Annotated in this window: 28 protein-coding genes; 10 read left to right on the plus strand and 18 right to left on the minus strand. The window is 72.6% G+C overall.

Annotated features, from left to right (window positions below; genetic code table 11):
* Positions 1–16: 16 nt before the first annotated feature.
* Complete coding sequence (locus ACZ56V_RS10420; RefSeq protein WP_468940940.1) at positions 17–325, minus strand: hypothetical protein; 309 nt, start codon at positions 323–325, stop codon at positions 17–19.
* Between the two features lie 16 nt (positions 326–341).
* On the opposite strand from ACZ56V_RS10420, the gene ACZ56V_RS10425 reads away from it, so the two are divergent.
* Positions 342–914, plus strand: a complete 573-nt coding sequence (locus tag ACZ56V_RS10425; RefSeq protein ID WP_468940942.1) for a hypothetical protein — start codon at positions 342–344, stop codon at positions 912–914.
* Here the strand turns inward: ACZ56V_RS10425 and ACZ56V_RS10430 are convergent.
* Positions 864–1,772: an alpha/beta hydrolase fold domain-containing protein gene (locus ACZ56V_RS10430; RefSeq protein WP_468940945.1), complete on the minus strand. Its 909-nt coding sequence runs from the start codon at positions 1,770–1,772 to the stop codon at positions 864–866. The two genes, ACZ56V_RS10425 and ACZ56V_RS10430, sit on opposite strands and share 51 nt — an antisense overlap.
* The gene (locus ACZ56V_RS10435; RefSeq protein ID WP_468940948.1) at positions 1,769–2,326 is read right to left on the minus strand and encodes a quercetin 2,3-dioxygenase; all 558 of its coding nucleotides are present in this window, start codon (positions 2,324–2,326) and stop codon (positions 1,769–1,771) included. Before ACZ56V_RS10435 ends, ACZ56V_RS10430 begins: the two co-directional genes overlap by 4 nt.
* A 111-nt stretch (positions 2,327–2,437) precedes the next feature.
* On the opposite strand from ACZ56V_RS10435, the gene ACZ56V_RS10440 reads away from it, so the two are divergent.
* Complete coding sequence (locus ACZ56V_RS10440) at positions 2,438–2,893, plus strand: MarR family winged helix-turn-helix transcriptional regulator (protein WP_467379221.1); 456 nt, start codon at positions 2,438–2,440, stop codon at positions 2,891–2,893.
* A 73-nt stretch (positions 2,894–2,966) separates the two neighbouring features.
* Here ACZ56V_RS10440 and ACZ56V_RS10445 read toward each other — a convergent pair whose 3' ends face one another.
* The 4 genes from ACZ56V_RS10445 to ACZ56V_RS10460 form a co-directional block, all read right to left on the minus strand.
* A complete protein-coding gene (locus ACZ56V_RS10445; RefSeq protein ID WP_467379222.1) occupies positions 2,967–3,890 on the minus strand; it encodes an endo-beta-N-acetylglucosaminidase H in 924 nt (307 codons plus the stop codon).
* 155 nt (positions 3,891–4,045) lie between these two features.
* Positions 4,046–4,621 carry a snapalysin family zinc-dependent metalloprotease gene (locus ACZ56V_RS10450; protein ID WP_398909688.1) on the minus strand — a complete coding sequence of 192 codons (576 nt, stop codon included), beginning with the start codon at positions 4,619–4,621 and terminating at the stop codon, positions 4,046–4,048.
* 126 nt (positions 4,622–4,747) lie between these two features.
* Positions 4,748–6,133 carry a cellulase family glycosylhydrolase gene (locus ACZ56V_RS10455; RefSeq protein WP_468940952.1) on the minus strand — a complete coding sequence of 462 codons (1,386 nt, stop codon included), beginning with the start codon at positions 6,131–6,133 and terminating at the stop codon, positions 4,748–4,750.
* A gap of 139 nt (positions 6,134–6,272) precedes the next feature.
* The gene (locus ACZ56V_RS10460; RefSeq protein WP_398909685.1) at positions 6,273–6,737 is read right to left on the minus strand and encodes an SRPBCC family protein; all 465 of its coding nucleotides are present in this window, start codon (positions 6,735–6,737) and stop codon (positions 6,273–6,275) included.
* Positions 6,738–6,792: 55 nt separating this feature from the next.
* Here ACZ56V_RS10460 and ACZ56V_RS10465 point away from each other — a divergent pair, with 55 nt between their 5' ends.
* Positions 6,793–7,392: a TetR/AcrR family transcriptional regulator gene (locus ACZ56V_RS10465; RefSeq protein ID WP_398910339.1), complete on the plus strand. Its 600-nt coding sequence runs from the start codon at positions 6,793–6,795 to the stop codon at positions 7,390–7,392.
* A gap of 64 nt (positions 7,393–7,456) precedes the next feature.
* Here the strand turns inward: ACZ56V_RS10465 and ACZ56V_RS10470 are convergent, their stop codons facing one another.
* Both ACZ56V_RS10470 and ACZ56V_RS10475 read right to left on the minus strand, forming a co-directional pair.
* Positions 7,457–8,704, minus strand: coding sequence for a Gfo/Idh/MocA family protein (locus tag ACZ56V_RS10470; protein ID WP_398909683.1), 1,248 nt, complete (start codon positions 8,702–8,704; stop codon positions 7,457–7,459).
* Between the two features lie 107 nt (positions 8,705–8,811).
* Positions 8,812–9,969 carry an ROK family protein gene (locus ACZ56V_RS10475; RefSeq protein ID WP_468940957.1) on the minus strand — a complete coding sequence of 386 codons (1,158 nt, stop codon included), beginning with the start codon at positions 9,967–9,969 and terminating at the stop codon, positions 8,812–8,814.
* A 166-nt stretch (positions 9,970–10,135) separates the two neighbouring features.
* Here ACZ56V_RS10475 and ACZ56V_RS10480 point away from each other — a divergent pair, with 166 nt between their 5' ends.
* Positions 10,136–10,756, plus strand: coding sequence for a dihydrofolate reductase family protein (locus tag ACZ56V_RS10480; protein ID WP_398909679.1), 621 nt, complete (start codon positions 10,136–10,138; stop codon positions 10,754–10,756).
* A gap of 57 nt (positions 10,757–10,813) precedes the next feature.
* Here ACZ56V_RS10480 and ACZ56V_RS10485 read toward each other — a convergent pair whose 3' ends face one another.
* The 4 genes from ACZ56V_RS10485 to ACZ56V_RS10500 all read right to left on the minus strand — a co-directional run bounded on the left by ACZ56V_RS10485 (position 10,814) and on the right by ACZ56V_RS10500 (position 14,780).
* Complete coding sequence (locus ACZ56V_RS10485) at positions 10,814–11,827, minus strand: DUF3500 domain-containing protein (protein ID WP_398909678.1); 1,014 nt, start codon at positions 11,825–11,827, stop codon at positions 10,814–10,816.
* 89 nt (positions 11,828–11,916) lie between these two features.
* Positions 11,917–12,654 carry a VOC family protein gene (locus ACZ56V_RS10490; protein WP_468940962.1) on the minus strand — a complete coding sequence of 246 codons (738 nt, stop codon included), beginning with the start codon at positions 12,652–12,654 and terminating at the stop codon, positions 11,917–11,919.
* A gap of 318 nt (positions 12,655–12,972) precedes the next feature.
* The gene (locus ACZ56V_RS10495; RefSeq protein ID WP_356370006.1) at positions 12,973–13,260 is read right to left on the minus strand and encodes a DUF6355 family natural product biosynthesis protein; all 288 of its coding nucleotides are present in this window, start codon (positions 13,258–13,260) and stop codon (positions 12,973–12,975) included.
* Between the two features lie 170 nt (positions 13,261–13,430).
* Positions 13,431–14,780 (minus strand): hypothetical protein, encoded by a 1,350-nt coding sequence (locus tag ACZ56V_RS10500; protein ID WP_468940966.1) that lies wholly within the window; start codon positions 14,778–14,780, stop codon positions 13,431–13,433.
* 325 nt (positions 14,781–15,105) lie between these two features.
* Between ACZ56V_RS10500 and ACZ56V_RS10505 the strand changes: the two genes are divergently transcribed.
* Both ACZ56V_RS10505 and ACZ56V_RS10510 read left to right on the plus strand, forming a co-directional pair.
* Positions 15,106–16,740: a TlrC/CarA/OleB/SrmB family ABC-F type ribosomal protection protein gene (locus tag ACZ56V_RS10505; RefSeq protein WP_468940969.1), complete on the plus strand. Its 1,635-nt coding sequence runs from the start codon at positions 15,106–15,108 to the stop codon at positions 16,738–16,740.
* Between the two features lie 122 nt (positions 16,741–16,862).
* Entirely contained in the window at positions 16,863–17,141 is a 279-nt protein-coding gene (locus ACZ56V_RS10510; protein WP_467379230.1) for a DUF4190 domain-containing protein, read from the plus strand.
* Positions 17,142–17,185: 44 nt separating this feature from the next.
* Here the strand turns inward: ACZ56V_RS10510 and ACZ56V_RS10515 are convergent, their stop codons facing one another.
* Together ACZ56V_RS10515 and ACZ56V_RS10520 are read right to left on the minus strand one after the other, a co-directional pair.
* On the minus strand, positions 17,186–17,617 hold the full coding sequence (locus ACZ56V_RS10515; protein ID WP_467379231.1) for a DUF6003 family protein: 432 nt from the start codon (positions 17,615–17,617) through the stop codon (positions 17,186–17,188).
* Between the two features lie 91 nt (positions 17,618–17,708).
* A complete protein-coding gene (locus ACZ56V_RS10520; protein WP_468940973.1) occupies positions 17,709–18,932 on the minus strand; it encodes a saccharopine dehydrogenase family protein in 1,224 nt (407 codons plus the stop codon).
* 132 nt (positions 18,933–19,064) lie between these two features.
* Between ACZ56V_RS10520 and ACZ56V_RS10525 the strand changes: the two genes are divergently transcribed.
* Positions 19,065–19,799 carry a TetR/AcrR family transcriptional regulator gene (locus ACZ56V_RS10525; RefSeq protein WP_467379232.1) on the plus strand — a complete coding sequence of 245 codons (735 nt, stop codon included), beginning with the start codon at positions 19,065–19,067 and terminating at the stop codon, positions 19,797–19,799.
* On the opposite strand, the gene ACZ56V_RS10530 is transcribed toward ACZ56V_RS10525, so the two are convergent.
* Genes ACZ56V_RS10530 through ACZ56V_RS10540 form a run of 3 tightly spaced genes read right to left on the minus strand, consistent with a single transcriptional unit; the run spans position 19,771 to position 22,484 of the window.
* The gene (locus ACZ56V_RS10530; protein ID WP_467379233.1) at positions 19,771–20,802 is read right to left on the minus strand and encodes an NAD(P)/FAD-dependent oxidoreductase; all 1,032 of its coding nucleotides are present in this window, start codon (positions 20,800–20,802) and stop codon (positions 19,771–19,773) included. The two genes, ACZ56V_RS10525 and ACZ56V_RS10530, sit on opposite strands and share 29 nt — an antisense overlap.
* Positions 20,799–21,314: an isoprenylcysteine carboxyl methyltransferase family protein gene (locus ACZ56V_RS10535; protein ID WP_468940977.1), complete on the minus strand. Its 516-nt coding sequence runs from the start codon at positions 21,312–21,314 to the stop codon at positions 20,799–20,801. Before ACZ56V_RS10535 ends, ACZ56V_RS10530 begins: the two co-directional genes overlap by 4 nt.
* 9 nt (positions 21,315–21,323) lie before the next feature.
* Positions 21,324–22,484 (minus strand): type III polyketide synthase, encoded by a 1,161-nt coding sequence (locus ACZ56V_RS10540; protein WP_467379421.1) that lies wholly within the window; start codon positions 22,482–22,484, stop codon positions 21,324–21,326.
* Positions 22,485–22,529: 45 nt separating this feature from the next.
* Between ACZ56V_RS10540 and ACZ56V_RS10545 the strand changes: the two genes are divergently transcribed.
* The 3 genes from ACZ56V_RS10545 (at position 22,530) to ACZ56V_RS10555 (ending at position 25,123) form a co-directional block, all read left to right on the plus strand.
* Positions 22,530–23,390: a UbiA family prenyltransferase gene (locus tag ACZ56V_RS10545; protein ID WP_467379235.1), complete on the plus strand. Its 861-nt coding sequence runs from the start codon at positions 22,530–22,532 to the stop codon at positions 23,388–23,390.
* A 180-nt stretch (positions 23,391–23,570) separates the two neighbouring features.
* Positions 23,571–24,515, plus strand: coding sequence for an NADP-dependent oxidoreductase (locus ACZ56V_RS10550; protein ID WP_468940981.1), 945 nt, complete (start codon positions 23,571–23,573; stop codon positions 24,513–24,515).
* A complete protein-coding gene (locus ACZ56V_RS10555; RefSeq protein WP_398909657.1) occupies positions 24,512–25,123 on the plus strand; it encodes an HD domain-containing protein in 612 nt (203 codons plus the stop codon). The genes ACZ56V_RS10550 and ACZ56V_RS10555 overlap by 4 nt, the downstream gene beginning before the upstream one ends.
* Positions 25,124–25,190 lie beyond the last annotated feature (67 nt).

Below are 25,190 nucleotides of genomic sequence, written 5' to 3' on the forward strand. Positions count from 1 at the left end.
CCCGACTGCCCGCCGCTCACGTTTCGGCGAGGGCGGCCCGCAGTCCGTCGGTCACCGCCTCCAGGCAGCTGCCGAAACTCGTGTGACCCCCGGCGTCGATCCAGTGCCGGAAGGCGTTGCCGAAGGCCACCGTGGCGAGCTGTGCGACGAGTTCGGCGGTGTCGGCCTCGACCTGCCGTTCGATCAGGGCCTCGCGGATCGCCCGGGTGATCGCGGCCGCCTTGGTCCGCTCCCGTTCCTGCAACTCGGGGCTGGCGTCGATGACCGCCCGGCGCTCCGCCGCGTCGTCCACCTGTGCCGCGAGCCGGGTGCCGACGCGGGACATCGCGTCGAGGGCGGCGGTGAGCGGAGCCGCGTCGGGGTCCGCCGCGACCGCGCGCCTCGGCGCGGACCCCCGGCGGCTCACCTTCCCGGACGGGACGTCGGCCAAGTCGGCAGGTGCCGCGTCCGGAGAGCTGATCGCGGCGCACGCGGCGAGCGGAGCGCCGTTCGTCACCGCCACGTCCGCCCTCGCCCCGAGCTCTCCGCTCCTGCGTGCCGCGCTCCCACTGCTGGGCCGACTGCTGTCCGTCCCGTCGCTGCGGCGCCGCGCCGTCGGCCTGCTGAGCCGGGTGACGGTCAACGCAGCACCCCGTCCACGCGAGCACTCCTGGAGGCACGCCGTCGTGGAGTGGGCCGACGGTATCCGGCGCGAGGGAGGGCTCCGCGCGGGCGAGGGCATGGGCTACACGGCCGATGTCGCCGCCACGGTCACCGAACTGCTGGCCGGTGGCTCCTCCAGGCCGGGGGCCTGGACGCCTGCGGCCGCCCTCGGGCCCGGCCTGGCGGCAACCGCCGGTGGCACCTTCGTACGGGATGGACCGTCACCGGCCCCCGGCGACCCGCTGGGTGACGCGCCCGGTGAACCGCAGTGACTGGTCGAATATGTCCTCGACCCGGGCGGCGGTCAGGCCGTACCAGCCGTGGTCCGCGCCCGGCACGGTACGGAGGTGCACCGGTGCGCCCAGTTCGTCCAGTCGCGCGGCGAGATCCCGGCTGTGTGAGCACGCGACCATGGTGTCCTCCTCGCCGTGGACGAGGAGGAAGGGAGGCGCGCCCGGGTGGGCGTGCGCCAGGGGGCTGGCGTCCCGCGCCCGTTCCGGGGAGGCCGCCGGGGCCCCGCCCAGCAGCAGCGCCTCCGGCGTGGTGGACGACCGCGGATCGTAGGGGCCGCGGGCGGTGGTCAGATCGGCCGGCCCGTACCAGACGACGGCGCCGACGGGGGCCGGTCCGGCGTGCGGGGTGAGCGCCAGGAGGGAGGCCAGGTGCCCGCCGGCCGATTCACCCCAGACCACCGTGCGACCGACGTCCAGATCCAGCTCGGCGGCGCGCAGGCCGAGCCAGCGCAGCGCGGCGCGAAGATCATCGACAGCCGCGGGGAAGGGCGCTTCGCCGCTCAGCCGGTAGTCGGCGCAGGCGACGGCGATACCCGCGGCGGCGATCCGCGCGAACGGCCCGGGATCCCAGTCCCGTGTCCGCATGCCCATGTCGTCCCGGCGGCCGCGCAGCCAGGCGCCGCCGTGCACGAACAGCACCAGGGGAAGCGCCTCCCGCCCGGTGTTCTCGGGCAGCCAGAGGTCCAGCTCCAGCGGCCGGCTTCCCGCCCGTTCGGCGAAGGGGACGCCCCGCAGCACCCGGGTGCCCGACTCGCGGCCGGCCGCGGGAGGCAGGGGTGCGACGTCCGGATGGGGCGCGGCGATCAGTTCGCGCAGGGGGCGGCGCCCGGCGGTCACGGGGTGCGCCACTGGTGGTCGGGCAGGAATCGCACGTCGAACTTCTGGGGCACGGTGGCGAATCGTTCCGGCTCGGGCACGTAGGGCTCGGGCGGCAGTCCGAGTGCTTCGGCGGGCGTACCGAGACTTTCGAAGAAGCGCTCGAAGGTACGGCCCGGGCCGGCGGCGACGCCGACGACCTGGCTGTGGTGGCGTTCCATGCGGTAGGCGTGCCGGCAGTTCTTGGGCACGAAGCCGAAGTCACCGGGCGTGAGCAGCTTCTCCTGCTGCTCGCCCTCGGTGTCCTCGACGAACAGACGGACCGCGCCCTGGGTGATGTAGAAGACCTCGTGGGTGTCGGTGTGCAGATGGGCCGGGATGATGTCGCCCTTGGGGCCCTCGACGGTGAAGAAGTTGAAGGTGTTATCGGTCTGCTCCCCGCCGGCGTAGATCGTGATCAGGTCGCCGAACAGGTGGGCGCGGTCTCCCTCGCCCTTCTCGATGAAGTACGGCTTGCCCGGTTCGGCGGGGATGCGCGAGGCGCGCCGGTAGCGTGTGGCGTACTCGATGGTCATGGCTCTCCCGTGTCGGCGTCACTGCAATGTCAGGTAGCCTGACACAACGGGTTGCCGACCGCCAAGTGGGCCAGCGGACCGGCCCACCGCCCGCCACCCCGTGAGGAACCGATGCATCCCGCTGACCGCAATCTCCCGCAGCTGCTCGGTGACGCCCGGCGCTGGTTCGACGAGGCCCTGCTCGCCGCTCTGGACGAGGCCGGCGCGTCCTCCGTCTCCCTGACGCAGCTGGGTCTGTTCAGCGTGCTGGACGAGGACGGCACGACGGTGTCGGAGCTGGCCCGTCGGATGGGCGTCACCCGGCAGACCGCCCATCAGGCCGTCCACGGCCTGGTGGGCCTCGGCCTGCTGGAACAGGCGCCCGACCCCGCCTCCGCCCGGCGGCGGCTGATCCGGCGCACCCCGGAGGGGCAGCGTGCGCATCAGCGGGCCGACCTCGTTCTGCGACGCCTGGAGGAGACGCTCGCCGAGCGGATCGGGCGGGACGCGGTCACCGCGCTGCGGGCCGCGCTGGAGGCGCCATGGGGCCCGGCGCCGGCCCGCGACCCCGGAGCCGCACGCCCGTGAGGGCCGGACGCCAGTGCCCGGCCCTCACTGATCCGTTCCGCTCCCGACATCGTTGTCGAAGCTCGCGGGTGCCTTACGGTGTGTAGACGGCCTCGCTGCCGTACAGCTCCCTGGTGAACGCCGAGACGTCGGCGCTGCGATCGCTGCCGTCGAGGTTGTACGTCAGGTAGACGCCGTACCCCTCGCCGACGGTGCGGCGGGCGAGGTCGGCGACCGTGCTCTGCGAGGTCCGGCCGATCTCGACGGCCGCCGGTGACAGCTTCGCCTTGGGCAGCGCGATGCCGGGGACCTGCCAGGTGCCGTAGTACGGGTTCCAGGCGTAGTCGAACGTGGAGGAGATGTCGACGCCGCCGTACGACAGCCGGGACGCGGCCGGGCCGATGTTGTAGAGGCTGATGATCTTGTCCGGCATGTTCGCGCGCAGTGCCGTCACCAGGTGCACGAACGAACTGTCGTTGGGCTGGCCGGTGCCGTTGTTGCCGTACTCGGCGTATTCGTCGTCGAAGTCGATGCCGTCGAGGCCGTACTCGGCCACGGCGTCCGAGAGTTGCTTCGCGAACGCCGAAGCCGCCTGCTGGGACGGGAAGTTGGCAAATCCGGCACCCTGGTGGTTGCCCAGCACCGACAGGACGACCTTGATGCCCTTCTGCTGCAACGGCCGTATCTGCGTGGCGGCGTTGTCGAGGACGCGCTGCACGTTCTCGTTGAAGTGCAGGTACGCCGTCTTCGAGGCCGTGTCGTAGTTGATGTTCGCGGCGAAGACCACGGCGACGTCGAAGACGTTGCCGCCCCCGTTCTCCAGGGTGTACTTGCCGACGTTCAGCATGCTGTTGTTGTTCACCTCGACGTAGGCCACCGAGGTCGGCCCCTGCTTCGCCGAGGCGGGGGCGGGGGCCGGTGTGGCGCCGGTCGCGGTGGCCGCGCCGAAGACGAGGGCCGCGACGGTCGACAGCGCGAGCGCCGCCGTCCGCGCTCTTCTCCGTACCAGAGTGAACATGGTTGATCGGTCTCCCAACGCGTGGTCGGCGCCCTGCTTGTACGGAAGCGCCGAGCGAGTCCTTCGAGTCTTCCGCTGCCGTGGCCGGAGCCCGGGACGTGTGCTCGAACTCTTCACGGCTTCCCCGCACGGCGCACGCCGGCGGCCCCGCCGGGTCAGTCCACGGCGAGTACGGGTACCGATGCGGCGAGCGCCGACGGCGCTGCGGACGCACCGCCGAAGTTGTTCTCGACCTCCGCCTTCTCCGCAGCGCTCGGGTACGGGTTCGTGCACGCGATGCCCGCGCTCGACCCCGACATCAGGCTGGAACAGGGCCCGGGCTTGCGGTCCGGCAGCCCCAGGATGTGACCGAGCTCGTGGGACGAGATGCGTACCGTGTTGTAGCCCTCGTCGACCGCCTGGCGGCCGATCCAGACGGTGCCGTTGCCCAGGGAGGTGGTGAGCGCGCGCGGCCAGCCGTCGTCGGCCAGGACGCGTATGTTGGCCCGCTGCCCTGCCGTGGCCGGACGCAGCTCAGCGCCCTCGACGCTCTCGTTCCAGATCGCCGCGCCCCGGTCGACCGCGGACCTGAACTCCGCGGAGCCGCCGGCGTCGTAGGTGAGGATCCGGGCCGCGGCCGGGGAGCCCGCGGCGTCGCCCGACGCGCCGGCGGCCACGGCCTCGCCGCTCAGCAGCGGCAGGGACAGCAGTGCGGCGGCGGCGAGATGTCCGGTCAGTGTGCGGACGTGCATGCTCGACCTCCTTGTGGGGGAGAGGAGTCGTGCTCATGACATCATCTGCCACCCTGCCCACTGGGCTCCGCCGTCAATCAGTCAATTCGCGCGGGGCCCCGGAGGGCTCCGGAGCCCCGCCGGGTGTCAACTCGTCGGGAAGTCGTCGGCGGTGCTGATACGGCTCTTCACCAGGGCCCCGGATTCGGTCAGTACGCCGCTGCTGCTGTAGTCGGTGCCTCCGCAGGTGCCCGGCTTGAACGCCGCGCTGCCCTCGTCGGCGTCGGAGTACGTCCAGTTCGCGTAGCTGATCTTCAGCCGGTCGAGCAGGTCCAGCCACGCCACGCTGCTCGCCCGGTCCACCGCGCCGCCACCGGTGGCGCTGACCGTGCCGAACTCGGATACGAACAGGGGGAGTTGTGCGGCTGCCCGGCTCACGGCCGCGCGGTAGGTGTCCTTGTGGCTCGCGGCGTAGAAGTGGAAGGCGTACATGATGTTGGTCGCGTTCACGGGGTTGTTGACCACCTCGCTCTCGTTCGCGCCGTCCGAGACGCCCAGCGAGGACCAGCCGCGGGTGCCGACGATCACGACCGCGTCCGGGTCGGCGGCCCGGATCACCGGGATGACCTGCTCGGCGTAGCTCTTGACGGCCGCCCAGCTCACCCCGTTGGGCTCGTTGGCGATCTCGTAGATCACGTTCTTCTTGTGCGCGTTGCGCGCGGCGACGGAGGCGAAGAACGTCTTGGCGCGGTCGAGGTTGAAGTTCGGGTCGCCCGGCGTCAGCGTGTGGAAGTCGATCACCGCGTACATGCCGCGTGCCTCGGCCATGTCGACCAGGGAGTTCACCCGGTCGGTGAAGCCCGCCGGGTCGGTCTCGTAGCCGTCCTCCTGCACGTACATGGCGACCCGCAGCAGGTCCGACTTCCAGTCGTTCGCCAGTGCGTCCAGGGACGCGTCGTTGTAGCAGGGGCCGAACCACTGGATGCCGTGCGTGCTCATGCCGCGGAGCTGTACGGGGCGGTCGTACTGGTTGCACAGACGCACACCGCAGACGTGCAGCTGTCCGTTGACGGCGGCCGGGGTGCCGGACGCGGGCGGATCGGTCGGTGGGTCCGTCGGGGGATCGGTGATGGATCCGGTGCAGGTCACGCCGTTGAGCGCGAAGGACGTGGGCGCCGGGTTGGAACCGGTGAAGGAGCCCACGAATCCCAGGTCGGCCGAGGCGCCGGTGGACAGCGTGCGGTTCCAGTCGACGCCGCCGGCGGTGACCCTGGAGCCGGACTGCGACCAGGTCGCGTTCCAGCCCTGGACGACCTTCTGCCCGGCGTCCGGCATCGCGAACTCGAGCTTCCAGCCGCTGACCGGATCACCCAGGTTCGTGATCTTCACCCCTGCTTGGAAGCCGCCCTCCCATTGGCTGGTGATCGTGTACTCGGCCGCGCAGCCGATTGCGGCCTGCGCTGGGGGTCCGGCGAGCACCGTGAGGCCGACGGTCGATGCGCCGGTCGCGAGCAGGGCCAAAAGGCGTTTCAACGCGTTCCTCCTCATATGAAGCGGGCATGACAATTAGGAAGGCAGTTTTGGGAGCGCTCCCAAAGCCTTCGGGCCGAGACCGTACACCCGTATGCCGGTGTGCGACAGGTGTCCGACCGCGCAACCGCCCGCGACGGGGTCAGGTGCCGGTGGCGGACGCGTGGCGGGCCAGCTCGGCGGCCAGACGGCGCATGGCCGTGCGGTTGGCGCGCCGCATCGTCATGCGTACGACGGGACTCAGCAGACGGTCCGCGAACGGGGCGCGTACCCAGGCGTACGTGAACGAGACGTGGCTCCCGCCGGTCCCCAGCGGTTCGATGGCGTAGGTCCCGTGGGCCAGTCGCCGCCCGGCCGCGCTGATGTTGCGTTCGACGATGCGCCGCGGCAGGTCGGCCTGGACGACCTCGATGTCGACGTCGGCCTTCGCGCCGCCCAGCGAGGCGGTGACGGAGGCGCGCGAGCCGATGCCACGGGCGGGGCCGCTGCGGCGCCAGCCGGACAGGTAGTGATCGGTGAACCGCTCGTGATGCGCCATGACATCGAGGAAGTCGTAGACCTGCTCGGGCCGCTGGGGCACGTCGATCGACACAGTGACAGGCTTCATGTACCACACGGTACACACGGTGTGTACCAATGGGTACACTCATGGCGTGGTGACCATGGACGGTTCGCAGTCGGCATCCGGCGCCGGACGGGAGACGCGGGGAGACCGGCGCGCGCGGTTGGTCGACGCGGCCGTCGACCACGTCGCGGCACACGGCATCGCGGACCTGAGCCTGCGCGGGCTCGGCGCCGCGATCGGGGTCAGCCATCGCATGCTGATCCACTACTTCGGTTCCAAGGAACAGCTGCTCGTCGAGATCGTCCGGACCGCGGAGCGGCGCCAGCGAGAGCTGCTGTCCCGGCTCCGCGCGGAGCCCGGTCTCTCGCCCGCCGATGTGGCGCGGCTGCTGTGGCGGCAGCTGACGGACCCGGGGGTGGCCGGTCAGGAGCGGCTCTTCTTCGAGATCTGCGGACATGCGCTGCGCGGCCGCCCCGAGGCCGCCCCGGTTCTCGAAGGGCTGGTGAGCGACTGGCTGGAGCCCCTGGTGGTTGCCGAGGTCGACGCCGGGGCGTCGCCCGTCGCGGCCAGGAACCGTGCCCGGCTGGGGCTCGCCACCGTCCGCGGCCTGCTGCTCGACCTGCTCGCCACCGGTGACCGCGCCGGCGTCGACGCGGCGCTGGAGGAGTTTCTCGGGCTGTACTACGGCGCCGAGTGATCCGGCGCCTGCAGCAGCGTGCGTGCCGGGGCTGGGCTCCGGACCGTGGGCGATGCGGCGCGGGTCAGGGACGCGGCCGCGGGTGCGGAGGCCGTGCGGGCTGGTGCTGCCGGAAGTAGTCGGCGATCGCCGCGGGCGGTGCGGGTACGTCGACCGGGGTGCCGCCCGAGCGCAGCGAGGTCGTCGCGGCCACCGCGGCGGCGACCGCCTCGCGGGCCGCCACCGGGGAGGTGTCCGTGGGGCCCCCGGCGGCGGCGAAGCGGAGGAACTCGTCGACCAGCGCCCGGTCGGCGCCGCCGTGGTCGTCCTGGGAGGGGGTGGGGACGGGGATGGTGAGGTCGGCGTCGCGCCGGTAGCCGGAGCGGTGCCGGTTCCACACCTGGATCGTCGCCGGATCGCCCTCGATGCCGTCGCCGAAGTTCTCCAGCCGTCCCTCGTCCCCGATGACGGTGTAGTTGCGCCAGTAGTCCGGCGTGAAGTGGCACTGCTGGTAGCTGGCGAGCACGCCGTTGTCCAGGCGCGTCAGCATCATGCTGATGTCCTCGACGTCGACGACGGGGTTCAGTTCCCGCAACGCGGACGGCGGCCAGATCTCCGGGTCGAACCAGTCGGGCATGCGCCCGCCCGCCGGTGCCGGGTCGCCGGCCCCGCGGCGGGGGTTGCCGCCGTACACCGACAGGGCGCCCTGCGCGACGACGTTCCTGGAGTAGCCCCCGGCGAGCCAGTGGATCACGTCGAGGTCGTGGGCGCCCTTCTGCAGGAGCAGCCCCGTGGTGTTCGCCCGCTCGGCGTGCCAGTCCTTGAAGTAGTAGTCCCCGCCGTGTCCGACGAAGTGGCGGCACCACACGGCGCGCACCTGCCCTGTCGCACCGTCGTCGATCAGTTCGCGCATCCGCCGCAGCACCGGGAGATGGCGCAGATTGTGGCCCACGTACAGGCGGCTGCGGGAGTCGTACGCGGCCCGCAGCAGGGCGTCGCAGTCCTCGACGGTGATCGCCAGCGGCTTCTCCACGAACACCGGAACCCCGGCGGCCAGGAAGAACAGCGCGGGCCGCGTGTGCACATGGTCCGGCGTGAGGACGAACACGGCGTCCAGGCCGTCCTCGGCCATCTCCTCGTACCGCTCGTGCAGCACCACGTCCGGTCCGAACAGGGCCCTGGCGTCCTCCCGGCCCCGCGGGTCCGGATCGGCGCAGGAGACCACCCGGGCGATCCCGGGACGGTTCGCCAACGCGGCCACGGGCGCGCGCTGGCCGACGCCGATCACGCCGACGCGCAGTTCCGACCTCGATGTCTGGTCACGGTGGCTCACGTGCTGTCCCTTCGTTCCCGGTGGGGGAGTGGTGGTTGTGGTGTGCGGAGGGAGGGGGCAAGCCGGACCGGCGCGCCGGGGCGGCCCGGCGCCGACGCGGCGGGCGCCTAGCGGCGTGGCGCCGTCGGCGCGGAGAGCCCGTCGCTCAGCAACCGGTCGTCCACCTCGTCCAGCGCGAGGCGCACCGCGCCCAGGGCCACGCTCTCGTCGCCGAGCGTGGAGGCGCGCAGTTCCGGCAGGCGCAGGCAGTGTTTGGCCAGTTCGCGGCGCAGCGGTTCCAGGACCACGTCGGCGGAGCGCGAGAAGCCGCCGCCGTAGACGACGACCTGCGGGTCCAGGGTCAGCACCAGCGCCGCGACCCCCACCGCGAGGTCGCGGGTGTAGCGGCGGACCGCGGTCCTCGCATCCCGGTCGCCGTCCCGGGCCGCCTGGAAGACCCGGGCGGCGGCCTCGCCGGGCGCGGCCGTGGCCGGGATCCCTGGGCAGGACCGGAGGTGGTCCGGGGCGGTGAGCCAGCGCACCGCCTTCAGGGCGCCGATCTCTCCCGCGGCGCCGCCGTGGCCACGGCGCAGGGTGCCGTCCAGGATGAGACCGGCGCCGGTGCGCAGTCCGGCGAGGAGGAAGACGATGTCGTCGGCGTCCTGCGCCACGCCCTTCCACCGCTCGGCCACGGCGGCGAGCTTGCAGTCGTTCTCGACCCGGACGGGGCAGGAGAAGCGGGCCGCGAGGTGGGCGACCGGGTCGGCCTCGGTCCAGCCGGGCAGCGGAGTGGACAGGCTGGTCCGGCCCGCGGCGTCGACCGGGCCGGTCACCCCGACCGTCACCGCCCAGACGTCGTCCGGTGTCATCCCGGTGGCCCGGAGGACGTCGTCGATGACCCGGTCGACCTCCGACAGCCGTGCCGCGGGCGGTGCCTCGGGGGCGACCGGCCGGCGCAGCGTCCGTACGAGGTTGCCCTCCAGGTCGCTGAGGACCGCCAGCACCTTGTGCACACCGACGTCGATCCCGAGCACATGGCCGGCGTCGGCCCGGAACCGGTAACGGCGGGCGGGGCGCCCCACCACGCTGCCGGCCCCGGGCTCCTGCACCTCGGCCCAGCCCTCGGTGACCAGTGCCTGCACCAGTACGTCCACGGCGGGCCGCGACAGACCGGCCCGGCCCGCGAGTTCGGTGACCGTCGACGGGGGGTTGCCGCGCAGCGCCCACACGATGGACAGCTGGTTCATCTCGCGCATCCGGGACAGGTCTGTTCCGGTCGCCGCCATGCTTGGTACTCCCTCCGAAGGTATCTGCGCCGCACCTCGTGCCGGTGGGGCACCGGGGACTACCTATTGATGAGGTGCAGTGAAACTTTGTCAACGCTGACGCATAAAAGGGGTGCGGTCATGTCCTGCTGAGCAGCCGGGGGCGGGACGGTGTAGAACCGTGGGCATGACAGCGCGCACAGGCAAGGTGATCTGCGACATCACGATCTCGGCCGACGGCTGCTCGGCCGGGACGGACCAGACCGAGGAACGCCCGTTCGGGAACGACGGTGGCGACGGGTCGGGCGAAAGGCTGCACGGGTGGATGTTCGACCACCCGGAGGAGAACCGGGCCGAGCTCGAAAGGATGGGCGCCGCCGGGGCGTTCGTCATGGGACGCAACATGTTCGGCCCGGTGCGGGGTGCGTGGGACCGCCCGTGGAACGGCTGGTGGGGCGATCCACCGCCCTTCCACGCCCCGGTCTTCGTACTCACCCACTACGAGCGTGAGCCGCAGCCGATGGACGGCGGCACGACGTTCCACTTCGTCACCGACGGCATCGAGTCGGCGCTGGAACAGGCGCGCGCGGCGGCCGGTGGCGCCGATGTCCTGGTCCTGGGCGGCGCGACCACCGTCAACCAGTACCTGGCGGCCGGCCTGATCCAGGAGTTGCGCCTGCACATCGTGCCGTTCACCCTGGGCGCGGGCACCCGGCTGTTCGAGGGTGTTCCGCCGTTGGAACTCGAACAGGTGACGTCGCGGGCGGCGACCTCGGTCACGCACCTGACCTATCGGGTGGTGAGCTGAGCCGCCGCCCGCCGTCCTGCCTGTGAACATCGAGTCACTCGTCCGGAGGGACACGCTCTAGGCGTGCCGCTCCGTGTAGTGGTCGCGGAGGAGGTCGGCTCCCCAGTCGTGGCGGACGTGCCGCCAGACCGAGTGCGCGTGGTTGCCGTCGTCCTGTGTGTTGTCGTACTCGATCAGGAAGTCCGGGGCGCGCACGCAGTAGTAGTGCCGGTCGCCGGGTGCGAGGCCGCCGGCCCAGGCGAAGGAGACGGTGCCCAGTCCACGGGCCACGGCATCCGACCAGCACTCCCGCGCGTACGGCGCGGGCGCGCGGTCGAGATACCGGCGCACCAGACGCTCCAGCAGGCGCTGTTGCCCGGGTGCCAGGCGGTCGTACGCCAGACCGTCCGGAAGGAGACCCGGATCGGCGAACGGATCGGCCCGGGTCAGGATGTCGTCCGGCGGCACGGCGGCGAACACCGCCGACGCCCGCGCGGTGCCGTGCAGGCTGGTGACCAGCCGCCTGGCCAGGTCCTCCTCCGGACCGAGGAGCCGGTGGCCCGCCCGCGGGCCGTTGCCGATGCGAGCCGGTTCCGAGCCGACGAAGTGCGGGGTCACCCGGATCCCGGCGGCCGTGACCAGCACGTGTACGGCGAGGTGGTGGCCGTTCATCCGCCAGCCCCAGGGTTCGTCACCGTCCGGGTCGCCGAGCAGCCGCACCCAGTAGCGGTCCGGGCCCAGGGGGCCCAGCCGGCCGCGACGGTGCCGCTCCACCTCGATCGCTCCGCGCACCAGCTCCGCTCCCGCCGCGCTGTGCGCCGTGGCCAGGAGTGCGTCGACCACCTCGCGCTGCCGGTCGTCGAGCCCTTCGGTGCAGAGTCCGGGGCGCGGGCCCGGCAGATAGGTCCACTCGCGCAGTTCGGGCGCGTCCAGCCGGTCGGGCACCGCGCGCAGCGCGCGCACCTGCTCCGGCTCCAGGACGGCGAGCAGCGCACGTGCCGCCTCCCGCATCCCGGAGGCGACACCCTCCGCCGTGCTCCCGTCCACGCTGCTCCCTCCGCCGACGGCCACCGTGCCGGCGACGGGACTCATTCTGCGCGGCGTGCGGAGCGGTGTCATGCGATGTCCGCTCGCGGTCATCGAGCGCGACAAGTCGAACGGCAAGCTCGAAGGTGGCGTCGTCAGCCCCGGCCGAGGACGCAGAACTGGTTGCCCGCGGGGTCGGTCAGGACGACCCAGGAGACGTCACCCTGACCCACGTCGGTCCGTGTCGCGCCGAGACCTTCGAGCCGGGCGACCTCCTTCGCCTGGTCCTCGACCGGGTCTGCCATCACGTCGAGATGGATCCGGTTCCGCACGCCCTCGTCGTCGGACGCGCGGCGGAACTCGAGGTACGGTCCGACGCCCTTGGCGGAGCGCAGCAGAGCGCGGTCGTCGGTCAGTTGGTGGACGGTCCAGTCGATCGCCTCGCCCCAGAACCGGGCCGTCTCCCGTGGGTCGGCGCAGTCGACGACCACGCAGGCGATCGGCCCCGTGTCCCGGTAGCGCTCGCGGGGCTCCAGGACGCTGAACACGTTGCCTTCGGGGTCGGCCATCACCTTCCACGGCGTGCCGTCCCGGCCCACGTCGGCGTGTGTCGCCCCGAGCCCCTCCAGACGGGCGACCAGCTCCGCCTGATGGGCTTCGGAGGTGGTCGCGAGTTCGAGGTGCACCCGGTACTCGACCGTCTCCGGGTCCGGGACGCGGACGAGATCGACGCAGACGGCGGACGGGTCCGGCCAGTCGAAGCCCTCGGGTTCCAGGTTGGTGACGCCGGGCCCTTCGCTCGACATGCTCCAGCCGAGCGCCTGGGCCCAGAACCGGCCGAGCGTCGCGTCGTCCCTGGCCTTGAAGTTCACCTGCACGAGTTCCAACGTCATCCGGCACACCCTAGGGGGTGTCGTTTGGATCTTGCCGGGGTCGCGGGGCCTGGCACGCACTCCCCCACTGCCTGAAGGGCGTGGGAGGTGCCCCCAGCGGCGTTGTCGTCCCTCGCCGACGCTCCGCGTCGATTCGCTCCTCCGCCTTGCAGCTGCACGCACCAGACCCCGCTCGGGTCGGCCACAAGGCACCGTCGCCCGGAGCCGGCCTGATCCAAACGACACCCCCTAGCCGTGGGGACCGGCAGGACAGCTCGGCCCCCGGGGAGGGCCGAGCTGCACCGGACCTTGCCGTCCCGGCCGTGCCCGCTGTTCTGCTCAGCAGGTGCGGCCGGTGTACCAGGCGCCGTCGATGTCGGAGCTGGAGCCGATCCAGGTCACGCCGGGCACCACGCACCGTTCACTGTTGGGTCCCCAGTCGTCGATCTCGATGACGATGTGCGACCCGTCCGAGGTGCAGTGGTTGTAGTAGGCGTCGGAGGCGGTCTCGTAGAAACCGCAGGGATTCGCCGCGGCCGGACCGGCGGTCAGGGTGACGGCGCCGGCGGAGGCGAGTGCCAGAGCGAGGGAGGCGAGGGCGCTGGTGACGATACGACGAAGTGACAAGGAGAGCTCCCAATGTGAGGGGATCGCCAGCCGTGACTGCCGGTGTCTGCCGATCCGTTGCCGATGCGGCGCCCAGACTCACAGCTCGGGGAAGCCGTTGTGGTGAACGGTGGCCCCGTTCACCCGGCGAAACGATTCAGTGCTGCGCCGATCAGTTGATCTCCGCCGGTTCACCGGTTTTCGTCACGGCCGGGCCGCCGCGGCCGTCCGAGCCGGGGACGCAGGGTTCGCCGCTCGGGAGGGCCGTCGTCCGGGGCGGACAGGCGCAGCGATATACGGCGGCGGGCGATCAGGCCGACCGTGATCAGCAGCAGGAACGGCAACCAGGCGATCGCGTACGCGACGCCGTAGTGGTGGAGGTCCAGGATCGACCGGCTCGGGTTCACGTCGCTGCTGTTGACGCCGAAGTACGCGAGCAGCAGCGCGGGCGGGAGCGCGATGAGCGAGCCGACGGCGATCACCGCGGCCAGCACCCGGTCCCGGTCCTCGGCGTACTGCTGGGCCGCCGTCTCGAGGTCCACGCGGCGCGTGGCGAGCACGGCGTTCACGCGCTCGACGATGCGGGAGGTGTTGGCCAGCGCGTCCGCCAGCGACGAGACGTCGCGCAGTGAGGAGTGGAAGCTCTCGACCAGCAGCTCAGGTATGAGGATCGTGTCGGCGTACACCTCGACGCTGAAGCTCAGGTCGAGCTGGAGATCGTTGAGCCGGCGCGAGAGCTGCGCGACCAGGGCACGGGCGTCGTCCGTCGTCTCGACCGCGGCCGCCCGGTCCAGCTCCAGCGCCTCGAACGCCTGCCGTCGGATGCGGTGCACGGCCGCGACCGCGGTGAGGATGCCGGCGGCGGCCAGTCCGAACGCGTTCTCCACCGGCGGCGCGTAGCCGACGATCAACGACACGCCCCTGCCGTGCGCCACCATGGTCTGCCCGGCGTTGTTCAGCGTCGCGGGCCGTCGAATGCCCAGTGTGGCGCCGGTGTCGCTGTCCAGCGTGCCGCGCAGCACGATGGTCACCACGTCCTGGCCGACCGCGTCGCCGGGCACATGCTCGGCCAACAGCCCGCGGGCGAGGGCCGCTCCGGGAAACACGCTCTGGTGGACGTTCCGCCCGAACTCGAGCGGCGGCCGGCCGGCGGGCCGGTCCGGGATGCCGTACGCCCGCAGCCGCCCGTCGAGCCACTCGGTCAGCGGGACTCCCTCGACGCGCGTGGCGGAGCGGTTCTGCCACGTGGCGTAGAGCGTCTCGGCGATCGCGCCCGCGCCGTCGGCGTCGTCCGCGAGGTCGACGTCCAGGAAGAGGAGCGGATCCCGGCGAGGCGTGACGGCCAGGGTGACGGCCGCACCGTCGGCCCGGACCGCGTTCGACGGCAGCGTGATGTCGCGGACGCGCTCGTGCAGCACCAACCGGGGCAGCAGCAGTCCGGCGGCCTCGACGTGCGCGGTGAACCGGCCGAGGCCGAGCGCCTCGGACAGCGGACGGAGCATGTCGTCGGGCACCTGCACCTGCGGCGTGAGGTTGTACATCAACAGCAGGCGGGTACGAGTCCTGGCAGCTGCGTCGGACCGTGGCACAACGTCCCCCTCCGGCTGACACCCGTGTGGGGCAGCAGCCTAGGGGGCTGCCGATCACCGGGTGCCGCATTTGGGGGCCTCGGCACAGCATCAAGGCGAGACGTATCGTCTTGCCGATTCGCCTGTGGTGGCCTACTGTCCTCCGCATGGGTTCCCTGTGAGATCGTCGGCGCCGACCGCGTAGAGCACCGCTCCGCCGTCGCCGCGCCTCGCCGTGCAGCCATCCACCCCGATCCGGCCCGCGCCGAAAGGCGCGCGGCCAGGAGGGACCCCGATCTTGCACACCTCACAACTCACCCTTGGCGACGTCACCAAGCGCTACCCGGGCCGCACCGTCCTGGACCAGGTCTCCTTCACGCTGAAGCCGGGCGAGAAGGCCGGACTCATCGGTGACAACGGCGCGGGCAAGTCCACCCTCCTCAGGCTCATCGCAGGTCAGGAGCGCCCCGACCGTGGCGAGGTCACCGTGACCGCCCCCGGCGGAATCGGCTACCTGCCGCAGACCATCCCCCTGCCCCGCACCGCCACCGTCCAGGACGCCGTCGACCTGGCCCTCGCGGACCTGCGTGCTCTGGAGGCGGAGCTGCGCCGGGCCGAACAAGCGCTCGGCGACGGGGAGAATTCGGTGACGCTCGCCGCGTACGCCGCGCTCCTCGGGCGCTACGAGGCCCGGGGCGGCTACGACGCCGACCACCGGGTGGACATCGCGCTGCACCACCTCGGCCTGCCGGCACTCGGCCGCGAGCGCCGGCTCGGCACCCTGTCCGGCGGCGAGCGCTCCCGTCTCGCCCTGGCCGGTGTCCTCGCCGGCCGTCCGGAAGTCCTGCTTCTGGACGAGCCGACGAACGACCTGGACGACCAGGCCGTGGAATGGCTGGAGACCCAACTGCGGGCGCACCGCGGCACGGTGCTCGCGGTCACCCACGACCGCCTCTTCCTCGAACGCCTGACCACCACGGTTCTGGAGGCCGAGGCGGGAAAGGTGACCCGCTACGGCGACGGCTACACCGGCTACCGGACGGCGAAGGCGGCGGAGCGCCGACGCAGGCTCCAGGAATACGAGGAGTGGCGGTCCGAACTGGCTCGCAACGACCGGCTGGCCGCCGGCCACGCCGCCCGCCTCGACGCCATCCCGCGTAAGGCGCCGCTGGCCAACTTCGGCCACGGCGGCTTCCGGGCCCGCGGCCGGGCACACGGCGCGATGGCCCGCATCCGCAACGCCCGCGAGCGGGTCGAGCGGCTGACCGAGAACCCGGTGGCGCCGCCGCCGGACCCGCTGGTCTTCACGGCGAGCATGGCGACCACAGGGGACACTCCCGAGGAGTTCCCCGCCGTACAACTGTCGGACGTACGTCTGGGGGACCGCCTGCGCCTGGGCTCCCTCACCCTCGGCCGCCGCGGCCGGCTTCTCGTCACCGGCCCCAACGGAGCCGGCAAGACGACGCTGCTGAAGCTGCTCGCCGGTGAACTGCGGGCGGACGAGGGCTCGGTGCGGGTGCCGGGCCGAGTGGGGCACCTGCGCCAGGAGGGGACGCCGTGGCCGCCGGATCTGAGGGTGGCCGAGGCGTACGGGCTGGGCCGTGTGGGTACCGCCGACGAGCACGCCGGTGGGCTGCTCGCCCTCGGCCTCTTCCGCCCGGCGGAACTCCGCTTGCGCATGGGCGAGTTGTCGTACGGTCAGCGCCGCCGTGTGGACCTGGCCCGACTGGTCTCGGAGCCGGCCGACCTCCTGCTGCTCGACGAGCCGACGAACCACCTGTCACCGGCACTGGTGGAGGAACTGGAGGAGGCGCTGACCGGGTTTTCCGGAGCGGTCGTGCTGGTCACCCACGATCGCGCGCTCCGGAGGCGGTTCCAGGGCGATCATCTGGAACTGCCGGCGGCGACGGAGGTGAGTCGACTCGCCGGGTGATGCCGCGAACTCCCGGCCCAGCGAGCCCATTTGACGACCGGCAGGTGTGAATCGGCCCCGAGGGGCAACTCGAAGGTCACTGAAGGAGAAACCAGCCGATCCATGAAAATCCGGGAGAAAGCATGTCGACCTACAGCAGAACGGGCACGGGTGCCCGAAAGGGTGGCAGGACCAGTGGACTGGCGATCGCCGGACTCGTCTGCGGCATCGTCGGACTCTTCATCCTGCCGATCGTCCTGGGGCCGCTCGCGATCGTCTTCGGTGCCGTGGCACTGCGTCGGACCGGATCCGCGATGGCCAAGTGGGCACTCGGTCTGGGAGTGGCCGACATCGTGCTCATGATCGTGATGTTCGCCGTCGCCGCCAACAACGGCGGCAGTTTCTCCTGGCACATCGGCTGACGCCGCTCCACCGCGGTGCGCAACGCCGTGACAGCCGTCGCCCCCTAGCGGCGTGCGATCGCTGTCACGGCGGCCAGGTCCTCCCCGGTCAGCTCCGCGACCCGGTGGGCCGGCACACCGGCCGCCAGCGCACGCACGAGCAACGCCTCGTGCCCCTCCACGAGGGAGCGGTAGGCCAGCAGCTCCTCCTCCAGCCGTGCGACGTCCTCCGGCGCGGCATGGTGACGCACCCGGCTCAGCTCTTCGTCACTGAGGGGCACCGGAAGCCGTTCGGCCTCCTCCGGGAGGGCCGAGGTCTCCTCGGGAGGGAGCAGGCGAAGACCCGGCGACGAGACCGTGACCCCCTGTGCGTCCAGCCACGCGCGCACCGCGGGCGTCTCCAGGCAGGCGATGTCCGCGACCGCGGCGAGTGGCACACCGAGCGTCGAAGTCGAAGCGGTGCCGTCCAGCAGGACGAGGTAGGCGTCGTCGGTCATCCTCGGTTCCTCACGGGAGAAGGGGGTGGTGTTTCTGACGGCCACACCTATACCCGCGATTGCCGATCTCACCAGCCCACGGACGCGCGGCTCACGTCTGTTCGCGCAGGCCCCAGGGTGACCCGTACTCGGTGAGCAGGTCGAGGAACGGGCGGGCCGGCAGCGCCTCGGGGCCGAGGACCCCCTCGCCGGACCAGGCACCGGTGGCGAGCAGTTCGAGGGCGACGACCGGGTTGAGGGCCGTCTGCCAGACCACGGCCTGCGAGCCGTACTCGTGCATGGACCACTGGTTGTCGACCACGTGGTACAGGTAGACCTCACGGCGCCTGCCGTCCCGGACACCCGTGACCCAGGTGCCGGCGCAGGTCCTGCCGGTCATCCTGTCGCCCAGGGTCGCGGGGTCGGGAAGGCACGCGGCGAGCACGTCACGCGGGCAGACCCGTACCGGTCCGTCCGCGCCCGGCACGGTGACCTCGGTGGTCGAGTCCAGGCCCAGCTCGTGGAGGGTCTTGAGCCGGGCGATGAAATCGTCCCCGAGGCCGTACTTGAAGGTGACACGCCGGGCGTCCACCCAGCGGGGGATCAGCAGCACCTCCTCGTGCTCCACGTTCACGCACTCCACCGGCCCGATCCCCTCGGGGAAATCGAACACCTCCGGCTCGCTGAACGGCGCGGTGGTGAACCAGCCCCGTTCCTTCTCGTAGACCACCGGCGGGTTCAGGCACTCCTCGATCGTGGTCCAGATGCTGAAGGAGGGGGCGAACTCGTAGCCCTCCACCCGCAGGTCGGCGCCGTCGCGGACGCCGATCTCATCGATCTCGTCGAACAGCTCGTCCGCGGCGTACCGGGCGAAGACGTCGGACAGCCCCGGCTCCACGCCCATGCCCACCAGGGCCATGCGCCCCGACTCCGCCCAGCGACCGGCCAGTTCGAACTGCGCGTCACCGAGCTTCACCCCGCACTCCTCGTACGGCCGGGAGGTGTGTGGAGCGGACAGCGACATGGCCATGTCCATGTAGTGGGCCCCGGCGGCGAGGGCCGCCCGGAACAAGGGCATCACGAACCGTGGATCCGTGGCGTTCAGCAGGATGTCGCACCGGTGCTCCGAGAGCGCCTGCCGAACCGCGCCCTCGTCGGCGGCGTCGAGGCGCAGGGCGCTGAACCGGTCACCCCGCCCCGGCAGCGCGTCGACCGCCGCCCGCGCGCGGGAGTGGTCGTAGTCGGCCACGACCATGTGGGTCAGGAACTTCCTGCGGGCCGCGATCCGGGTGACGGCGGTGCCGACACCGCCCGCGCCGACGAGAAGCACTCGCATGACGGAGACCCTTCCGTAGGGGAGGCCGCTGCCTCCGGGTCACCCCGATGCAACAGGACCCCCCGTTATAAGGTCAACCGTGTTGGCATAAGGGTCGCCGCGGCCCGGCGCGGCCGCGGACGGAGGTGACGGATGCCGAAGAAGGTGGTGCCCGAGGAGGCGCGACGCAGGCGCAGGCCGACACGGCAGGGCGCGGTGCTCTCGGAGGCCCTTATCGTGGAGACCGCGCTGCGGGTACTGCGCGAGCACGGCACCGCCGGGCTGACCGCCCGGCGGCTGGGCGCGGCGCTCGGTGCGGACCCGAGCACCCTGTACCGCTACTTCACGGGCATGGACGATCTGGCACGGGCCGTCGGCAACGAGCTGATGGGGCGGGCCCTGGACGGATGGACGACGGGCCGTGACTGGCGTGCCGGCCTGCGCTCCCTCGGCCTCGCCCTGCACTCCTCCTACCTCGCCCACCCCCAGGCCGCCGTGCTCACCGCCGGCCGGGTGAGCGGACGGGCGCGCGAGATCGCCGTGGACGAGACGATCCTCGGTGTCCTGCGGGGCGCCGGACTGGCCGACGAGGCCGCGGTCCGCTTCTACCACGCGTTCATCGACCTGACCCTGGCCTTCGCCGCACTCGACGCGGGTTCACTCGCCCTTCCGGACGAAGCCCGCAGAGCCGACGAGGACATGTGGGCGTCCACCTATGCCCGGCTGCCCGCCGACTCCCACCCGAACATCGCCGCGACCGCCGATCACCTCGCGGCCCGCATGCCGCACAGCGCCTACCCGGTGGTCCTGGACACCCTGCTGGACGGCATCGCCGCCGAACTGGCCGCCGCGGCCCGGCTCAGGCCAGGGCGTTCACGGCGGCCGTGAACAGGCGGGGCAGGCGAGCGGCCGTGGGCATGATGTGGGGCGCGAGCGCGGGCTGCAGCCGGGCTCTCAAGAGCAGCTGGGTCAGCAGCCGGTGCCGGCGGGTCGCCTGCCGCCAGTCGGTTTCGTAGCGGCCGGGTGTGCCCCTGCGCAGGTTGGCGACCAGAGCCTCGGCGCCGATCAGGGCGAGGGCCACACCCTCACCGGTCAGGGCGTCGACGTATCCGGCGGCGTCGCCGACGAGCAGGACCCTCCCGTGGGCCCGGGTGCGGGCCCGCTGCCGCAGGGGCCCGGCGCCCCGCACCGAGGTGGTGGCCCTGTCCGGCGGGAGACGCTCGGCCAGGGCGGGGAAGTCCTCCAACTGGGCGGTGAAAGAGGCTCGCCGGGTCGTCAGCAGAGCGATGCCGACGAGCCCGGGGCCGATCGGGGTGACGTACGCCTCGGCGTTGCTGCCCCAGTGCACTTCGACGTACGGCGACCAGGGCGCCACCGCGTAGTGCCGGCGCAGTCCGTAACGGGGCGCGCCCCGGGTGCTCACCTCCAGACCGAGGGAGCGGCGCACCCGTGAGTGCAGGCCGTCCGCCGCGACCAGCCACCGGGCGCGCAGCCCCGTACCGGGGACGCTCACGCCCGTGCCGTCCTGCCTCACCTCCGCCACGCGCAGCGGCAGCACGGGCACCCCGGCCGCCAGCACGGCGCGGTGCAGCAGGCCGTGCAGGTCGGTGCGCCGGACACCCATCCCGGGGCCGTGGCGGAACGCCGCCTGGGCCTGGCGGGTGCCCTGGACGTAGCGGATGCCGGTGAGGGGGACGCCGGGGACCTCCAGGCCGAGCGCGGCGAGGGAGCGGACGGCGCCCGGCATCAGGCCCTCACCGCACGCCTTGTCGACCGGCGCCGGGCGCGGCTCGACGACGACGGCGTCGAGACCGGCGCGCGCGGCGTGCAGGGCGGTGGCCAGCCCGGCGGGTCCGCCTCCGACGATCAGCAGGTCGGGATGGGCGCTCACGCGGGCGCCGCCTGGGCCAGGGCCGTGTTCTCGCAGCGGAGGCGGACGGTGAGCAGCAGGGCGTTGGCCACGGAGAAGACGGCGGCCGTGAGCCACGCCGAGTGCACCAGGGGCAGGGCGGCGACCTCCACCACGACCGCGACGTAATTGGGGTGCCGCAGGAACCGGTAGGGCCCGGCACCGACCAGACGTGCTCCGGGGACGACGATGACCCGGGTGTTCCAGAACGGCCCGAGCGTCGCGATGCACCACCAGCGAAGCGCCTGCGCCAGGAGCGCGAGGGCCAGCAGGGGCCACCCCAGAGCGGGCACGAACGGGCGGTCGGCGAGTAGGGGTTCGAGCAGGCAGCACAGGAGCAGCCCGGTGTGCAGGGCGACCATGACCGGGTAGTGGCCACGACCGTGCTCCACCCCGGAGCGGGCCAGCGTCCACGCCGCGTTGCGGCGGGCGACGACGAGTTCGGCGACGCGTTCGGCGGCGACGGCGAGCACGAGCAGCGCGTACCACGACATGAGTCCACCTCACCAGCGCAGGAGTACGAGTTCGGAGCAGAACCCCGGGCCCATCGCCAGGAGCAGGCCCCACGTACCGGGCTCGGGCGGGCGACGTTCCCGGACGCTCTGCAGGATGTGCAGCACGGACACGGACGACATGTTCCCCACCGCCGCGAGGGAGCGCCGCGCGGAGTCGAGGGAGTCGTCGGGCAGGCCCAGGGTCTCGCTCACCGCGGACAGGATCCTCGGGCCTCCCGGGTGGCAGATCCAGGTCCCGATGTCGTCGACCGTCAGGCCGTGCTCGGCCAGGAACGCGCGCAGGTGCCGACCGAAGTGGCCCCTGACGATGTCCGGGACACCGGCATCGATCACGACGCGGAAGCCGTCGGCGCCGATCTCCCACCCCAGGAGCCGTTCGGTCCCCGGGTAGAGGTGACTGCGCGTGGCGACCACCAGTGGTCGGGCCTCGGGTGCGGCCGTGCTGCCGCTGCCCCGCGCACTGCCGCGTGCGACGAGTGCCGCCGCGCCGTCGCCGAAGAGCGCGCCCGCCACGAGGTTGGCACGCGAGCCGTCTCCCCGTTGGAGGGTCAGCGAGCACAGCTCCACGGCGAGCAGCACCGCCGTGTCGTCGGGATGTCCGCGAAGATGGTCGTGCACCCGGGCGAGGCCGGCCGCGCCCGCGACACAGCCGAGGCCGAACAGCGGAAGCCGCTTGACGTCGGGCCGCAGTCCCACGCGCCCGGCGAGCCGGGCGTCCAGTGACGGAGTGGCCACGCCCGTGACGGAGGTGAACACCAGCAGGTCGACATCGGCCGGCCCCAGTCCCGCCTCGTGCAGCGCGCCCATGAGCGCCTCCTCGCCCAGGTCGAGGCCCGCCTCGATCCACGCGTCGTTGCTGCGCCCGAAGTCACCGAGAAGGGCGTACTGCTCGATCGGCAGCGCGAGATGACGTGTACGCACCCCCGCGGACGCGTGCATACGGCGCAGCACCGCGCGGTCCGCGCCCGGGGACAGGCACAGGTCGCCGATCGGCTCGGTCAGCTCGCTCTGGGCGTACCGGTGCGGCGGCAGCGCGCACCGCACGGCGGCGACGGCGGGCCCCGCGGTGGGCGGCGGCGGCGCGCTCCGCGCGGCGGACGGGGAGGCGGACAGGGGAGGGGCAGGCTCGACGATCACGGGGACACGCATGTCGTCCATGCCTTCCTCGGCCGGCGACCCGACTACCGTGCGTACGTGTCAGTCCACCCGTCCGGGGTTCTCCCGCGTTCGCCGAGCAGAGTCCTGGCGCTCCTGCGCTCCTGCCATCCGGAACCGACGCTCGCTGTGACCGTCTTCGTGTCGGTCCTGGCCGTGGGAGCGGGCCGCGGACCGGCCGGGTCGGTGGCCGTGACCCTGGCCGTGCTCGCCGGCCAGCTCTCGATCGGCTGGTGCAACGACGCGGTCGACGCACGGCGCGACACGGCCTGCGGACGCGGCGACAAGCCGGTGAGCAGCGGGGAGCTTCCGCGCGCGGCGGCGGCCGCCGCGGCGGGAACGGCCCTGCTCCTGTGCGTACCGCTGTCCCTGGTGTGCGGGGCCGTCGCGGGGGCGGTGCACCTGGGCGGCGTGGCCGCCGGCTGGATGTACAACCTGTGGCTGAAGCACACGGTCCTGTCACCGCTGCCGTACGCCGCGGGCTTCGCGTCCCTCCCCGCGTTCGTCACCCTCGGTCCGCCCGCGTCGGCCTGGCCCGCCTGGTGGGCCCCGACCGCGGCTGCCCTGCTCGGCGTGGGAGCCCACCTGTCGAACGTGCTGCCGGACATCGAGGACGATCTCGCGACCGGTGTGCGCGGGCTGCCCCAGCGGCTGCACCGGCAGACCTGCCGGTGGCTGGCGCCGGCCGTGATGCTGGCAGCGGTGGGCGTGCTGGTCATGGGACCGCCCGGCGCGATCGGGGCCATGGGCTGGACGCTCACCGCGGCGGCCGTGGTCGCCGCCGTCGCGGGTACGGCCGTGCGGTCGGGGGCGCGCAGCCGATGGCCGTTCCGGGCGGCCATCGTGGTGGCCGGCATCGCCGTGGCGCGACTGCTGCCGCTCGCTCCCGACATGGCCTGAGGGAGAGGGCCCAAGGCTCCGCGGCACGGTCCGGAAGTGGCTCGTCCGGCCGCTCCCGAAGTGGCCCACACGGGGCAAGCGGCAGGGGCATACGGTCGAGAAGACGACGCACGGTGAGCCCACGCGAGCGCGCACGGGCATCGTGTGTCCGATGACCGCCGCACCCCCCGAGGACCCCTCATGCAAGCCATCACCGTCCACGACCGCGCGGCGGGTGCCGCCGGGCTCGCCCTGACGGAACTGCCTCATCCGCACGCCGCCGAGAACGACGTCGTCGTACGCGTGCATGCCGCGGGCTTCACCCGCGGAGAACTCGACTGGCCCGCTACCTGGACGGACCGGGCCGGCCGCGACCGGACGCCGAGCGTTCCCGGACACGAACTGTCGGGGGTGGTCGAGGAACTGGGATACGGCACCACCGGCCTCACCGTCGGCCAGCGGGTGTTCGGCCTGGCCGACTGGACGCGCAACGGATCGCTGGCCGAGTACACCGCCGTGGAGGCCCGCAACCTGGCGCCTCTTCCGGCGGACGTCGACCACACCGTGGCCGCCGCGCTGCCCGTGTCGGGACTGACCGCGTGGCAGGGCCTGTTCGACCACGCACGGCTGACCGCGGGGCAGACCGTCGTGATCCACGGTGCCGCGGGAAGCGTCGGGTCGGTCGCGGTCCAGCTCGCGCGGGAGGTGGGCGCACGGGTGATCGCCACCGGCCGTTCCGCCGACCGGGACGCGGGTCTCGCCCTCGGCGCCGACGTCTTCCTCGACCTCGAGTCCGAGCGGCTGGAGGACGGGGGAGAGGCCGACGTCGTGTTCGACGTCATCGGCGGCGAGATCCTCCGCCGCTCGGCCGCGCTCGTACGTCCCGGCGGCACTCTCGTCACCATCGCCGAGCCGCCCGAGGCCAGGTCGGAGAACGGCCGGGCGGTCTTCTTCGTCGTCGAACCCGACCGGGCCGGGCTCACCGAACTCGTGCAGCGGGTGAGGGACGGGCGGCTCCAGCCGGCCGTCGGGGAGGTGCGTCCGCTGGCCGAGGCGCCCGCGGCCTTCGCGCCCGGCCGGGGCAGACACGGCAGGACCATCATCCGCGTCGCGTCCGACACCCCCGCGGCGGCAGGTTCCCGGTGAAGGACATCTCGCTCGCCGCCCTTCCCGTGCCCGACAGCCGGACGGCGGTCGCCGCCCTGGACGTGGCGGCCGCCCACCTCTCCCCGGCACTGCTCAACCACTCCCTGCGCGCCTACCTGTGGGCGGCGGCCCGCGGCACCGCGGACGGTGTCCCCTTCGACCCGGAACTCCTCTACGTGGCCGCGCTGTTCCACGACATCGGGCTGGTGCCGGTCTTCGACAGCCACACCGTCGCCTTCGAGGAGGCGGGCGGACACGTCGCCCGGGTCTTCGCCGCCGGGGCCGGATGGCCGGCCGAGCGCCGTGCGCGCCTGTCGGACGTGATCGTCCGCCACATGTGGCCGCGGGTGGACGTCGCCGCCGACCCCGAGGGGCACCTGCTGGCCCGCGCCACCGCGACCGAGGTGGTCGGCAAGGAGGCGGACGCCTACCCGTCCCGCTTCCGCGACGAGGTGCTGGACCGCTACCCGAGGCTGGACCTCGCCGCATCGTTCCTGGCGTGCTTCCGGGACCAGGCGGCGCGCAAACCCGACAGCTCGGCGGCCGGCGCGGTGGGGTCGGGGCTCGCGGAGCGAATGGCCGCCAACCCGCTCGACTCCTTGGCCTGAGAAGGACTTTTCGGACCGCGCGGTCAGGGCACACGGTCGCTGACCGCGCAGTATCGAGACACGGGAG

The organism is Streptomyces sp. NPDC034099 (genome assembly GCF_055575415.1).